Origin of the sequence: Streptomyces composti, from assembly GCF_012034205.1 — a bacterium.
Lineage (GTDB): Bacteria > Actinomycetota > Actinomycetes > Streptomycetales > Streptomycetaceae > Streptomyces > Streptomyces composti.
Map to the genome: position 1 here is coordinate 62966 of NZ_JAATEM010000012.1, position 12024 is coordinate 74989.

12 protein-coding genes are annotated in these 12024 nt (G+C 73.8%); 8 read left to right on the forward strand and 4 right to left on the reverse strand.

All coding sequences use genetic code 11. The features are described 5' to 3' along the window. Positions 1-64: 64 nt before the first annotated feature. A complete protein-coding gene (locus HCJ93_RS11700; RefSeq protein ID WP_167993951.1) occupies positions 65-1084 on the reverse strand; it encodes an SEC-C domain-containing protein in 1020 nt (339 codons plus the stop codon). Between the two features lie 272 nt (positions 1085-1356). Between HCJ93_RS11700 and HCJ93_RS11705 the strand changes: the two genes are divergently transcribed. Both HCJ93_RS11705 and HCJ93_RS11710 read left to right on the forward strand, forming a co-directional pair. Next, the gene (locus HCJ93_RS11705; RefSeq protein WP_167993953.1) at positions 1357-2214 is read left to right on the forward strand and encodes a fumarylacetoacetate hydrolase family protein; all 858 of its coding nucleotides are present in this window, start codon (positions 1357-1359) and stop codon (positions 2212-2214) included. Positions 2215-2446: 232 nt separating this feature from the next. Next, entirely contained in the window at positions 2447-3169 is a 723-nt protein-coding gene (locus HCJ93_RS11710) for a S1 family peptidase (RefSeq protein ID WP_167993955.1), read from the forward strand. Between the two features lie 253 nt (positions 3170-3422). Here HCJ93_RS11710 and HCJ93_RS11715 read toward each other — a convergent pair whose 3' ends face one another. Both HCJ93_RS11715 and HCJ93_RS11720 read right to left on the reverse strand, forming a co-directional pair. Then, entirely contained in the window at positions 3423-3929 is a 507-nt protein-coding gene (locus tag HCJ93_RS11715; RefSeq protein WP_167993957.1) for a heme-degrading domain-containing protein, read from the reverse strand. After that, positions 3926-5017: a Gfo/Idh/MocA family protein gene (locus tag HCJ93_RS11720; RefSeq protein ID WP_167993959.1), complete on the reverse strand. Its 1092-nt coding sequence runs from the start codon at positions 5015-5017 to the stop codon at positions 3926-3928. The genes HCJ93_RS11715 and HCJ93_RS11720 overlap by 4 nt, the downstream gene beginning before the upstream one ends. A 56-nt stretch (positions 5018-5073) precedes the next feature. Here HCJ93_RS11720 and HCJ93_RS11725 point away from each other — a divergent pair, with 56 nt between their 5' ends. The 5 genes from HCJ93_RS11725 to HCJ93_RS11745 all read left to right on the forward strand — a co-directional run bounded on the left by HCJ93_RS11725 (position 5074) and on the right by HCJ93_RS11745 (position 9527). Further along, positions 5074-6474: an ROK family transcriptional regulator gene (locus HCJ93_RS11725; RefSeq protein WP_309141380.1), complete on the forward strand. Its 1401-nt coding sequence runs from the start codon at positions 5074-5076 to the stop codon at positions 6472-6474. 147 nt (positions 6475-6621) lie between these two features. Then, a complete protein-coding gene (locus tag HCJ93_RS11730) occupies positions 6622-7551 on the forward strand; it encodes a hypothetical protein (protein WP_167993961.1) in 930 nt (309 codons plus the stop codon). A gap of 246 nt (positions 7552-7797) precedes the next feature. Next, a complete protein-coding gene (locus tag HCJ93_RS11735; protein WP_167993962.1) occupies positions 7798-8577 on the forward strand; it encodes an HAD-IIA family hydrolase in 780 nt (259 codons plus the stop codon). 117 nt (positions 8578-8694) lie between these two features. Next, positions 8695-8889, forward strand: a complete 195-nt coding sequence (locus tag HCJ93_RS11740) for a hypothetical protein (protein ID WP_167993849.1) — start codon at positions 8695-8697, stop codon at positions 8887-8889. 2 nt (positions 8890-8891) lie between these two features. Continuing rightward, positions 8892-9527: a sortase domain-containing protein gene (locus HCJ93_RS11745; protein ID WP_167993964.1), complete on the forward strand. Its 636-nt coding sequence runs from the start codon at positions 8892-8894 to the stop codon at positions 9525-9527. 68 nt (positions 9528-9595) lie between these two features. On the opposite strand, the gene HCJ93_RS11750 is transcribed toward HCJ93_RS11745, so the two are convergent. Next, positions 9596-10576, reverse strand: a complete 981-nt coding sequence (locus HCJ93_RS11750) for a hydroxyacid dehydrogenase (RefSeq protein ID WP_167994137.1) — start codon at positions 10574-10576, stop codon at positions 9596-9598. A 314-nt stretch (positions 10577-10890) separates the two neighbouring features. On the opposite strand from HCJ93_RS11750, the gene HCJ93_RS11755 reads away from it, so the two are divergent. After that, positions 10891-11925, forward strand: a complete 1035-nt coding sequence (locus tag HCJ93_RS11755; RefSeq protein ID WP_167993966.1) for a glycoside hydrolase family 6 protein — start codon at positions 10891-10893, stop codon at positions 11923-11925. Positions 11926-12024: the final 99 nt, after the last annotated feature.

The window sequence follows — 12024 nt, forward strand, 5'->3', positions numbered from 1 at the left end:
TGTTCAGTTTTGCCGTTCCGGGCGGCTGTGCATCTCGGGAGCGCCCGAGCCGAGCAGGCCCCGGTCAGGCCGGGGTGCCGTGGCAGGTCTCGTACGGGGCTGAGGAGCCGCACCAGCAGGGGGCGCCCGGGTCCGGGGGCCAGGCGACCGCGCGGCCCCGGGCCGCCAGGGTCGTCGCGTACTGGGGGAGGAGCGTCGCGTCCGCCGGGGACGCGCCCTCCGCGGCGGCGAACGCCTCGTAGGAGGGGACCGTGCCGGTGACGATGCCCAGGTTGCCGGTGCCCGAGGAGGCCAGTTCCCGCAGGGCGGACTCTATGGTCGCCAGGTGCGCCTCGTGGGAGGGGTACTCCTCGGCCAGGGAGGGATACGCCTCGAGGAGTTCCGCCAGTTCCGGTGCCGGCCAGTGCAGGACGGCCACGGGGAAGGGGCGGGACAGGGCCTCGCGGTAGGCGCCGAGTTCCGCGCGCAGGCGGATGAGCTCCGCCTCCAGCTCCGCCGGGTTCTCCGAGCCGAGGGACCATACGCGCTTGGGGTCGTGGAGCTCGTCCAGGCTGATCGGCAGGGTGTGGACGGAGTCCGCGAGGGCGTCCCACTCGTCGTGGTCGGCGCCCAGCATCCGGCGGACCCGGTGCCTGCCGAAGAGAAGAGGGTGCGTGGGCCTCGGCGGAGTCGCCGGGGCGTCGGCCAGCAGGAGGCGTACCGCCTCGGTGAACGTCTCGTGGGCCTGCTCCAGCTCGTCGTGGGCCTCCAGGGCCTCCGCGACGATCACCCAGGGGGCCGGGTCGCGCGGGGCGGCCGTGCGGATGCCCTCGATGATGGCGCGCGCCTCCGCCTCGTGCCCGTACTCCCACAGGTTGGAGGCCTTCAGGGCGCGGACCAGGTGCGGGTTGTCCAGCGGGGTGCCGGAGGCCAGCAGGCGGTCGTAGAGGGCCGTGGCGGCGGGGCGGTCGCCGGAGAGCTCGCGGTGGGCGGCGGCCCGCAGCAGCAGGGACTCGGCGTCCTCGGGGTAGAGATCGGCGGTCCGCTCCAGGCGTGCCGCCTCGGCGGTGTGGTCGACGTTCTCGGCAGGCATGTCGGGGCGCATGGGGGACACCGTACTGCCGACGGGGTGGTGACGTGAGAGGGCGGCTGGCCAGGGGGCGAACGGTGGCCGGCGGACCCAGAGCCTGGCGGAGCGGGCCGTGCTGTACCGCTGAACCGCTGAGCGGGTCTCCGCGGGCGCGGTCCAGTACGTGAACGGGGTCTTGCGGAGTGGACAGTGCTCTTGGAGGATCGCACCAGTCCTCCGATTGCTGCGGCTCGCCGCACCGATCGCCAGCATCGGGCGGGCGCCCGCGATCGAGGGAGACGTCTGTCATGAAGCTGCTGCGAGTCGGTACGGCGGGCCAGGAGCGACCCGCGCTGCTCGACGCCGAGGGAGTCCTGCGGGACCTGTCGGGTCTGGTCGCGGACATCGACGGGGCGCTGCTCGCCGACGAGGCGGCGCTCGGCCGGATCCGGGCCGCCGCCGACCGTGGTGAGCTGCCCGCGCTGGACGGGACGGGGCTCAGGATCGGCCCGCCGGTGGCGCGGATCGGCAAGGTCGTGTGCATCGGGCTGAACTACTTCGACCATGCGAAGGAGACGGGGGCCGAGCCGCCCGCCGAGCCGGTGATCTTCCTCAAGGCGCCGGACACGGTCGTCGGACCGCAGGACACGGTGCTGGTGCCGCGCGGGTCGGTCAAGACCGACTGGGAGGTCGAGCTGGCGGTCGTGATCGGGCGCACGGCGCGCTATCTGGAGTCGGCCGAGGAGGGGCTGGCGCAGGTCGCCGGGTACGCCGTGTCGCACGACGTGTCCGAGCGGGAGTTCCAGATCGAGCGGGGCGGGACCTGGGACAAAGGGAAGAACTGCGAGACGTTCAACCCCCTGGGGCCCTGGCTGGTGACGGCGGACGAGGTGCCCGACCCGCAGAACCTGAGGCTGCGGCTGTGGGTCAACGGGGAGCTGAAGCAGGACGGTTCGACGGCCGAGCAGATCTTCCCGGTGGGTGAGGTCGTGCGGTACGTCAGCCAGTTCATGACCCTGTACCCCGGGGACGTCATCAACACGGGGACGCCGGCGGGGGTGGCGATGGGCCGCCCGGAGCCGAAGCCGTACCTCCGGGCCGGCGATGTGGTCGAGCTGGAGGTCGAGGGGCTGGGGCGGCAGCGGCAGGAGCTGAAGGCCGCCTGACGCGCACCCCCGACGGGCGCCTGTTTCCGAAACGGCGCTTATAGCGCCGCGCTATCGCCAAGTGTGAGTACCCCGTCGGCCGGTTCCTCCGGAATTCTGTGGATGGCTGTGGCGAACTCCCGTTTCACGGGCGGGAGTTCGCGGCAGCGGCGGCGGCCCCCGGGCGGAAGTCCGGGCCGTCGATCCCCCACACACCCGCGCCCGCAGGGCGCGCTTTCCGAATCGAGGAACCTTGCGTATATCAAGGCTCGTTCCCGCTCTTCTCGCAGCAGTCGTCTCCGTCTTCGCACTGCTGGTCCCCACCGCGAGCGCGGCCGAGGCCCCCGTGCCTCCGTCCACCAAGGGGCCGCAGCCCATCATCGGCGGCGGGTACGCGAGCAGCGGCCCCTGGGCCGCGCGGCTGTTCTCCAACGGCACGGAGACCTGCTCCGCCACCATCATCGCGCCGACCTGGATCCTCACCGCCAAGCACTGCGTCAGCGGCGGCGGACTGTCGTTCCGCATCGGCAGCCTGGACCAGTACAGCGGCGGCGTCGTGGCCAACGGTGTGCAGACCTACACCCACAGCGCGGACCTCGCCCTCGTCCGGCTCGACCGGTCCGTCTCCACGACCTACGCGCGGCTCGGGCAGCCCGGCTCGGTGACGGTCGGTCAGACCGTGCAGGTGTACGGCTGGGGCGCCACCTCCCGGTGCGGCTCGGAGATCAACTGCCAGTCCCAGTACCTGAAGGTCGCCGATGTCACGGTCACCGGCGCGTGCGGTGACGCCTACGGCGGTTCCGCGATCTGCGCCCGCCGCGGCAACGGCATCACGGCTGGCGGCGACTCCGGCGGCCCGATGATGGCGGGTGGCATCCAGGTGGGCGTCGCCTCCACCAGCGACCGGCAGACCACGACCGCCTACACCAACGTGACGGCGTACCGCTCCTGGATCCAGTCGATCGCGGGCGTCTGATCAGGACACCCGGATCCCCGGACACCGGAACCGGGTGAGCGAAGGGCCCCTCGCCGTGTGACGCACCACGGCGAGGGGCCCTCCATCCGCCCGGATGTACGGGGTCCAGGAGCCGGGACGTACGGGAGGCCGGCTGCCTGGAGGTACGCGGGACGTACGGGAGGCGGAGGCCGGCTGCCTGGAGGTACGCGGGACGTACGGGGGTCGGCTGCCGGGGTGTGCGGGAGGCCGGCCGCCGGTACGTACGCAGGGTTCAGCGCTTGGTCAGGAAGTGCTCCAGCGCCTCCACCACGAAGCGGTGGTCCTGGAGCTGGGGCAGGCCCGAGACGGTGACCGCGCCGATGACGCCGACGCCCTCGACGTTGACCGGGAAGGAGCCGCCGTGCGCCGCGTAGGCGTCGGGGTCGAGCCGGGAGGACTCCTCGAACGTGGTGCCCTTGGCCCGGTGGCGGGCGCCGACCAGGTAGGACGAGGAGCCGTAGCGTTCGACCACGCGGCGCTTGCGCGCGATCCAGGCGTCGTTGTCGGGCGTGGAGCCCGGCAGCGCGGCGTGGAACAGCTGCTGGCCCGCGCGGTGGATGTCGATGGCGACCGGAGCCTGCCGCTCGCGGGCCATCTCCACCAGCAGGGAGCCCAGCTCCCAGGCGTCGTCGTGGGTGAACTGCTGGAACACCAGGCGCCGTTCCTGCGCCTCCAGCTCCTCCACGCTCGGGGTCAGCTCCGGGTGGAACTTCGGGGTGAGCTCGGGGTCGTGCGTCACAGCGTCACCGTCACCTTCTCGAGTGCCGAACGGCGGGCCGCCTCCAGTACGTCGAGCGCGTCGGCCGCCTGAAGCGCGGTCACCGGGTTGGGTCCGCCGGCCGTGAGGGCCTTCGCCACGGCCGCATAGTAGGCGGGGTAGTCGCCGGGCAGGCTCGGCTCGGGGCGGCCGCCGCCGGTCACCGGGGACTCGCCGGCGCCGACCCTGCCCCACAGCTCCTCCGGCTCCACGCCCCACGGCGCGTCCGTGCCGGGGCGCAGCCCGTCGCGCAGGGCTGCCTCCTGCGGGTCCAGGCCGTACTTGACGTAGCCGGCCTTCGAGCCCAGGACGCGGAAGCGCGGGCCGAGCTGGGCGGCGGTCGCCGAGACGTACAGGTGGGAGCGGACGCCGTTCTCGTGCGTGAGCGCGATGAAGGTGTCGTCGTCGGTCGCCGCGCCCTCGCGGCGGACGTCGGTCTCGGCGTACACGGTGGTCACCGGGCCGAAGAGGACCAGCGCCTGGTCGACGACATGGCTGCCGAGGTCGTAGAGCAGGCCGCCGATCTCCGCCGGGTCGCCGGACTCCCGCCAGCCGCCCTTGAGCTGCGGGCGCCACCGCTCGAAGCGGGACTCGAAGCGGTAGACGTCGCCCAGCTCGCCCTCGCCGATCAGCTTGCGCAGGGTGAGGAAGTCGTTGTCCCAGCGGCGGTTCTGGAAGACCGACAGGAGCAGGCCGCGCTCCTCGGCGAACCGCGCCAGTTCCCGGGCCTCGGCCGCCGTGGCGGCCAGCGGCTTGTCGACGACGACCGGCAGGCCGGCCTTCAGGGCGGCGGTGGCCAGCGGGACGTGGGTCTTGTTCGGGGAGGCGACGACCAGCAGGTCCAGCTCGTCGGCGCGGGCGAACAGCTCGTCCGGGGTGGCGGCGACGCGGACGTCCGGGTACTCGGCGCGGGCCTGCCGCTGCCGCTCCGGGTTCGAGGTGACCACCGTGTCGAGCGCGAGGCCCTCGGTGGCGGCGATCAGCGGGGCGTGGAACACGGAGCCCGCGAGGCCGTAGCCGATGAGGCCGACGCGGAGGGGAGTGCCGGTGCCAGTGGTGGGGCCAGTCATGACTCCACTTTCGCAACGCTGTTGCCAAAGTGCAAGCGCGGGGGAGAATGGGGAGCGTGAACAGGGCGATCGACGGGGACGCGGGCGTGGGCCGTGGTGCGGCCGACGGCGACGGGATGCCGGGAAGCGGTACGGGCGCCGGGCCGGCGGGTTCGGCGGATCCGGGAGGCTCGGCGGGGCCGGGAGGGGCGGCGGGCCCGGACGCCCCCGCCGGTCCGGGCGCTCCCGCCGGCCCAGGCGGTCCCGCCGGTCCGGGTGGTGCCGTCGGTACGGGCGGTCCCGTCGGTCCCGGTGGTCCGGGCGGGGGCGGGGTCAATCTGCTGGGTCTGCGCAGCCACAACAGCGCCCTCGTGCTCGACCTGCTGCGCACCGCCGGTGCCGCGGGCATCAGCCGGCTGGAGCTCGCCGAGCGGACCGGGCTCACCCCGCAGGCGGTCAGCAAGATCACCGCCCGGCTGCGGCAGGAGGGCCTCGCCGTCGAGGCCGGGCGCCGCGCCTCCACCGGCGGCAAGCCGCGCACCGTGCTGCGCCTGGTGCCGGAGGCGGCGCACGCGCTCGGTGTCCACCTGGACCGGGACGAACTGCGGGCCGTGCTGGTCGACTTCAACGGCACCGTGGTGGGGGAGCACCGCTCCCCGCTGGACCTGGGGGCGGGCGCGGAGCCCGTGCTGAACGGTGTGGCACAGGCGACGACCGCACTGGTCACGGACGTGCTGCGACCGGCGGACGGCACTCTGGCCGGGGTGCCCTCGCTGCTCGGCGCCGGTGTCGCGCTCCCCGGCCCTCTCGACCACGCCAGGGGCGTACTGCACCGCGTCACCGGCTTCCCCGAATGGGACGGTTTCCCGCTGCGGGACGCGCTGGCGCGCCGGCTCGGCATACCCGTCGTCCTCGACAAGGACACCAACGCGGCGGCCCTCGGGCTTGCCCTCAGCACCTCTGTGGGAGCCCCGGAGGGCGATGGCGAGGGCCCCCGGTCCTTCGCCTACCTGCACCTCGGCACCGGGCTCGGCGCGGGACTGGTGCTCGGCGGCCGGGTGCACCGCGGGACGCGCACCGGCGCCGGCGAGTTCGGGCACCAGGTCATCCAGCTGGACGGACCGCCCTGCGGCTGCGGCGACCGCGGGTGCATCGAGGCGCTGTGCCTGAACGCCGTGGCGGCCGGTGATCTCGACGAGGCGGCCCGGGTGCTCGGCGCGGGCGCCGCCAACCTGGTGGGGCTGCTCGACATCGACCTGGTGCTGCTCGGCGGCCGTACGGTCACCGCGGCGCCCGAGGCGTTCCTGCGCGGGGTCGGCGCCGTCCTCGACGCCCGCGCCCGGCGGGAAGGCGGGCCTGCGGGTGGCGTACCGGTGCGGGTCGCGCCCGGCGGGGAGCGCGAGGTCGCGGAGGGCGCGGCCCAGTTGGTCCTGGCGCCGGTCTTCGGGCGGGGCGCCGGAGAGACGGGCCCCGCGTAGCCGACGGGGTCCCGGGCGGGCCCGACCCGTCCTGTCCACCCGAGAGCCGTCATGTGCTCCGAGCGGGCGGAGTTGCCCGGGCGTTCGGGGCGGGTGCACCGGATGGCGGTGTGCGGGGAGCCGCCCGACCGGCATGGTCATGTGTTCATGCGACCGCCCACGGCCCTGCCCTTCCGTCCGGCGGCGACCGCCGCCCTGCTCGTCACCCTCGCGACCGCCGCGCCGGCCCTCTCCACCCCGGCGCAGGCGGCACCGCTCGCCCCGCTGCCCAGCTGTGCCGGCGACGACGAGCGCGGCTTCCCGCTGACCACGCGCCTGCACGGCGGACCCCGCAGCTACACCGCCGGGGGCGGCCACGGGACCTGGCGGCTGAGCCTCACCAACACCACCGACCGCACCTGCACGCACATCCACCCGGTGATCGTGCTCGTCGACGAGGCACACGCCCTGCGACCCGCGCAGACGGTGATGGAGTTCCACGACGACAAGGGCCGCCCGCACCCCGTGCGGTTCGTGCGCACGGAGGAGGACGAGCTGATCGGCGCACTCGCCGACGACCGCGGCGGCTTCCGCGGGTTCACCGTGCGCCCCGACCGGACGGTCGACGTACGGCTGCGCCTCGCCATCACCTCCGGCGCCGTCGCCAACGAGGTCACCGCCAACGCGGCCGTGGTCCAGCGCAGGGGACAGGACGGGGAGTGGGTCGGGCAGTCGAACGACTACCGCTTCCGCATCGCCGGGAGGGAGCCGGCCACCCCGCGGCCGCCCGGGGAGACCGGCGACTCCGGGGCGTCCGAGCGGCCGGCCGCCTCCGCCGACGCAACCGGTGCACCCCGCGAGCCCGCAGGGCCCGCCGAGACCGGACGACCCGCCGACACCGCGTCCGCCGGAGCGGCCACCTCCGCCGCCACCTCCACCCCCACACCCCCGCCCCCCTTCGACCGGATCCCCTTCGCCGACGAACTCGCCCGCACCGGACGCGGCAGGACCATGCTCGCCCTGGCGGGCGCCGCGCTCCTCGTCCTCGCCGGCACCGGGGCCGTGCTGCTCGCCCGCCGCCTCCCCGGCCGCCGCTGACCCGGAGAGGACGACGACCGCCGCCCAGCCGAGAACGAGGCCGGCCGTCCCGCGGCAGGCCCGTCAGCCGCCGTCGGCCCCGCGGCAAGCGGAAGTACAGGGAGCCGTCATACGAGCAGCGGCAACTGGTACCCAGGAGATCGACCGGGTCCGTGAGACCCGGTCCTGACTACCCTGGGTGCGTCGGTACGCCGTGGTTCCGGCGCCCCGCCCGTGTCCCCAACGCCGCCAGGGAGTACGAAGCACATGGCAGATCGCAAGCCCATCGAATCGTGGCTCACCGACATGGACGGCGTCCTCATCCACGAGGGAGTGCCCATCCCGGGCGCCGACGCCTTCCTGAAGAAGCTCCGGGAGTCCGGCAAGCCCTTCCTGGTGCTCACCAACAACTCGATCTACACCCCGCGCGACCTGCACGCCCGGCTGCGCCGCATGGGCCTCGAGGTGCCGCTGGAGAACATCTGGACCTCCGCCCTCGCCACGGCCAAGTTCCTCGACGACCAGCGGCCCAACGGCTCCGCGTATGTGATCGGCGAGGCCGGTCTGACCACCGCGCTGCACGACATCGGGTACGTTCTCACCGACCACGAGCCGGACTACGTCGTCCTCGGCGAGACCCGCACCTACTCCTTCGAGGCCATGACCAAGGCCGTGCGGCTCATCAACGGCGGCGCCCGCTTCATCTGCACCAACCCCGACGAGACCGGCCCCTCCACCGAGGGTCCCCTGCCGGCGACCGGGGCGGTGGCCGCCCTGATCACCAAGGCCACCGGCAAGCAGCCGTACTTCGCGGGCAAGCCGAACCCGCTGATGATGCGCACCGGACTGAACGTCATCGGGGCGCACTCGGAGAGCAGCGCGATGATCGGCGACCGGATGGACACCGACGTCCTGGCCGGCATGGAGGCCGGGATGCAGACCTTCCTGGTGCTCACCGGCCTGACCAGCCCCGACCAGGTGGAGAACTACCCGTACCGGCCGTCGAAGGTCGTCGACTCCATCGCGGACATCGTCGACCTGGTCTGAGGAACCGGCGCCGCCGGACGGACCGGCCCGATCCTCACCCGTACGGAGCAATCGGCCCGTACCGGGGATGCGTGGCCGGGGTGGGCGGGGGACGCTCCCCGTGACAGGAGGTTCACGATGCGTTCCCAGCGTCTCACTGTCTGTACCAGCGCCCTCCTTCTCGCCGCGCTCACCCTCGCCGCCTCCGACGCCCGTGCGGAGGGTCCCGGCACGGCCCAGGTCGTGCTCGGACTGGCCCTCATGGGGGTCGGCGCCGCGGCAGCGGCGGCGGTGCGCGGACGGCATCTGCGCCGGCGACGGGGGACGAGCTGACCATGGCCGGACGAGAACGCGGCGGCACCGGGCGCCTGCTCTCCGGTGTCGCCTGGACGGTACTGCTGCTCGGGCTGTGGCTGTGGGGGCGTGAGGCCGGTGCCCTGCCGCCCGGCCTGACCGGGGCGGCCACCGGCGACATGGCGGCGGCCGGACGCCCGCCCGAGACGGACCTGCCTCCCGCCCACCGGCCGCTCGCCGAGGCGGCCCCGCTGCGGCTGGACATCCCCGTCCTCGGCGTGGAGGCACCGGTGGTGGCCCGCGGGCTGGACGACCGGGGCACACTCACCCCGTCACCCGCCGCCGACCGTCCCGGCATGATCGCCTGGTATCGGGACGGGGTCACGCCGGGCGCCTCCGGCACGGCCCTGCTGCTGGGGCGGACCGAGGTGAGCACCCTCGAGCGCGGTCAGCAGCTCCGCGTGGCCCGCGCGGACGGCGGCGTCGCCGAGTTCACCGTGGTGTCCGTACGGGTGCTCGACAGCGCCCGGGCCGACGCCCTCCCGGTGTCCGCGCCGGGCAGCGGCGAGCGGGCCGGGCTGCACCTGGTCACCTGCGCCGGCCCCGCCGACGAGCCCGTCGACCGCTGCGAGCCCCGCGCCATCGCCTCGGCCTACCTGACCGGCGCCACCGGCTGACCCACCCGCCGGAGCGCCCCGCACTCCCGCACCGCTCCGACGCTCGGCCTCCCGGGGCACCACCCCGGTCAGGCCGAGCGTCCCCACTCCTCCTCCGTCACCGGATGGGCGAACGGCCGCCCCGTGACACAGCGCTCCACCTCGTCCGCGGCGGCCGCCGCCAGCCGGTGCAGCTCGTTGCCGAGGGAGCCGGCGACGTGCGGGGTGAGCACCACATTGGGCAGGTCGTAGAGCGGGGAGTCGGGCGGCAGTACCTCGGGCTCGGTGACGTCGAGGACGGCGGAGAGCCGGCCCGTGACCAGTTCCTCGGTGAGCGCCCGCTGGTCGATCAGCGAGCCGCGCGAGGTGTTGATCAGCGTGGCCCCGGTGCGCATCAGCGCCAGCCGCTCGCGGTTCAACAGATGGCGGGTGGACGGCAGTTCGGGTGCGTGCACGCTCACCACGTCGCTGCGGGCGCACAGTTCGTCCAGCTCCACCGCCGTCGCGCCCAGCCGTTCGGCCTCGCCCGGCGGCAGATACGGGTCGTGCAGCAGCAGCTCCAGGTCGTAGGGGCGGAGCAGCTCCAGGACGCGGCGGCCGATCCGGGAGGCGCCGACGATGCCCACGGCTCTGCGGTAGTTGCCGGCGCCGGCGCAGTCCGCCCCCCAGTCGTGGGCGGCGCGCCGGGCGCGATAGTCCTCGCGCACGCGCAGCACCTGCTTGCCGGAGAGGAGGACGAAGGCGACCGTGTACTCGGCGACCGGCAGGGCGTTGGCCCAGGCCGCGGAGGAGACCTGGATGCCGCGGCGCCAGCAGGCCTCGGTGATGTGCTGCTTGACCGATCCGGCGGCGTGCACGACGGCCCGCAGCCGGGGCGCGCGGTCGAGCACGTCCTGCGTCAGCGGAGGGCAGCCCCAGCAGCTGACGATCACCTCGGTCTCGCGCAGCGCCCGCTCGGCCGCGGGGGTGGTGAAGTCGTCCACGACCAGATCCGGGTCGAGCTCGGTGAGTTCGGTCAGGCGGTGCAGCGTGTCCTTGTCGAAAAGCCGGGCCGCGAGATGGCCGTGCATGGCGAGCAGGGCGCGCGGGCGGTGTCCGGCGGCGGGGGTTCGAGGCACGGCTGCTGCTCCCTCGGTCGGTGACGGGCGGACGGTCCCCGGGGCGGTGACGGGTGGCGGACGGGCGCGGGGCGACCCCCCGGGCGGGCGTCACGGGCTGCTCCATTGACTCACACCCCGCAGGCCTCCGACCTGCCCTTCGCCGGGTTTCCGGGCGGCCCGTAACGGCTGGTGGACAAGCATGGGCGCAACCGCGTGGGCGTCACGAGACGTATGTCAGGATTGAGGCTCATCGACTTGATACGAGTCCACCCGAGGGGGGTTGGATGTACGGCAACAGGGGGGTCGGGGCGTTCGCCGGGAGGCGGGCGTCCGCAGTGGTGCTGGGGGCGGCACTGCTGATGACGGGGTGTTCCTCGTCGGACGGCGACAGCGGCAAGGGTCCGGACGCGGCCGGCGCGGAGATCACGCAGCAGCCGAAGGAATCCACCCCGTTCTGGGTCAATCCGGACGGTCTCGCCGCCCGCAAGGTCGCCGAGCTGATCAAGGACGGCAAGAAGAGCGAGGCGGAGCAGATACGGAAGATCGCCGAGCAGCCGGTCGCCGAGTGGATCAGCCCGGAGAACCCTCAGGAGCAGGCCCGCGGCTACACCGAGGCCGCCGACCAGGCGGGCCGCACCGCGCTGCTGGTGCTGTACAACATCCCGCACCGCGACTGCGGCCAGTACTCGCAGGGCGGCGCCGCCGACGGCGACGCCTACCGGGCCTTCGTCGACGAGGTGGCCAAGGGCATCGGCGACCGTCCGGCCACGGTGATCCTGGAGCCCGACGCCGTGCTGCACCTGGTGGACGGCTGCACCCCGCAGCAGTTCCACGAGGAGCGCTACGACCTGCTCAGCGGCGCGGTGGACAAGCTGACGGCGCTGAAGAACACCCGCGTCTACCTGGACGCCGGCAACGCCGGCTGGGGCGACCCCGACCAGATCCACGAGCCGCTGAAGCGGGCCGGCATCGACAAGGCCGACGGCTTCGCGGTGAACGTGTCGAACTTCTACACCACCGAGGACTCCATCGACTACGGCAAGCAGCTGTCGTCGAAGGTCGGCAACAAGCCCTTCGTCATCGACACCAGCCGCAACGGCAACGGCCCCTACACGCAGGGCAAGGCGGACGAACGCTGGTGCAACCCGCCCGGCCGTGCCCTCGGGGAGACGCCGACGGTGAAGACGGACGACCCGCTCGTCGACGCCTACCTGTGGGTCAAGCGCCCCGGTGAGTCCGACGGCGAGTGCAAGGGCGGCCCCAAGGCCGGCCAGTGGTGGGCGGACTACGCCCTCGAGCTCGCCAAGGCCAGCGACTGAGCAGGAGCACACGGAGAAGCGCGAAGGGGCGAAGAGCACGAAGAAGGGGGGCGCCCTCCGTCACGGAGGGCGCCCCCCTTCTCATGTCCGCTGCGCGGG

What these genes read in the sequence shown, in the direction of transcription:
- HCJ93_RS11700 (WP_167993951.1), bottom strand. Translation starts at nt 1,084, where the DNA reads ATGCGCCCCGACATGCCTGCCGAGAACGTCGACCACACCGCCGAGGCG.
- HCJ93_RS11755 (WP_167993966.1), top strand. Translation starts at nt 10,891, where the DNA reads ATGTACGGCAACAGGGGGGTCGGGGCGTTCGCCGGGAGGCGGGCGTCC.
- HCJ93_RS11705 (WP_167993953.1), top strand. Translation starts at nt 1,357, where the DNA reads ATGAAGCTGCTGCGAGTCGGTACGGCGGGCCAGGAGCGACCCGCGCTG.
- HCJ93_RS11745 (WP_167993964.1), top strand. Translation starts at nt 8,892, where the DNA reads ATGGCCGGACGAGAACGCGGCGGCACCGGGCGCCTGCTCTCCGGTGTC.
- HCJ93_RS11720 (WP_167993959.1), bottom strand. Translation starts at nt 5,017, where the DNA reads ATGACTGGCCCCACCACTGGCACCGGCACTCCCCTCCGCGTCGGCCTC.
- HCJ93_RS11735 (WP_167993962.1), top strand. Translation starts at nt 7,798, where the DNA reads ATGGCAGATCGCAAGCCCATCGAATCGTGGCTCACCGACATGGACGGC.
- HCJ93_RS11740 (WP_167993849.1), top strand. Translation starts at nt 8,695, where the DNA reads ATGCGTTCCCAGCGTCTCACTGTCTGTACCAGCGCCCTCCTTCTCGCC.
- HCJ93_RS11730 (WP_167993961.1), top strand. Translation starts at nt 6,622, where the DNA reads ATGCGACCGCCCACGGCCCTGCCCTTCCGTCCGGCGGCGACCGCCGCC.
- HCJ93_RS11750 (WP_167994137.1), bottom strand. Translation starts at nt 10,576, where the DNA reads ATGCACGGCCATCTCGCGGCCCGGCTTTTCGACAAGGACACGCTGCAC.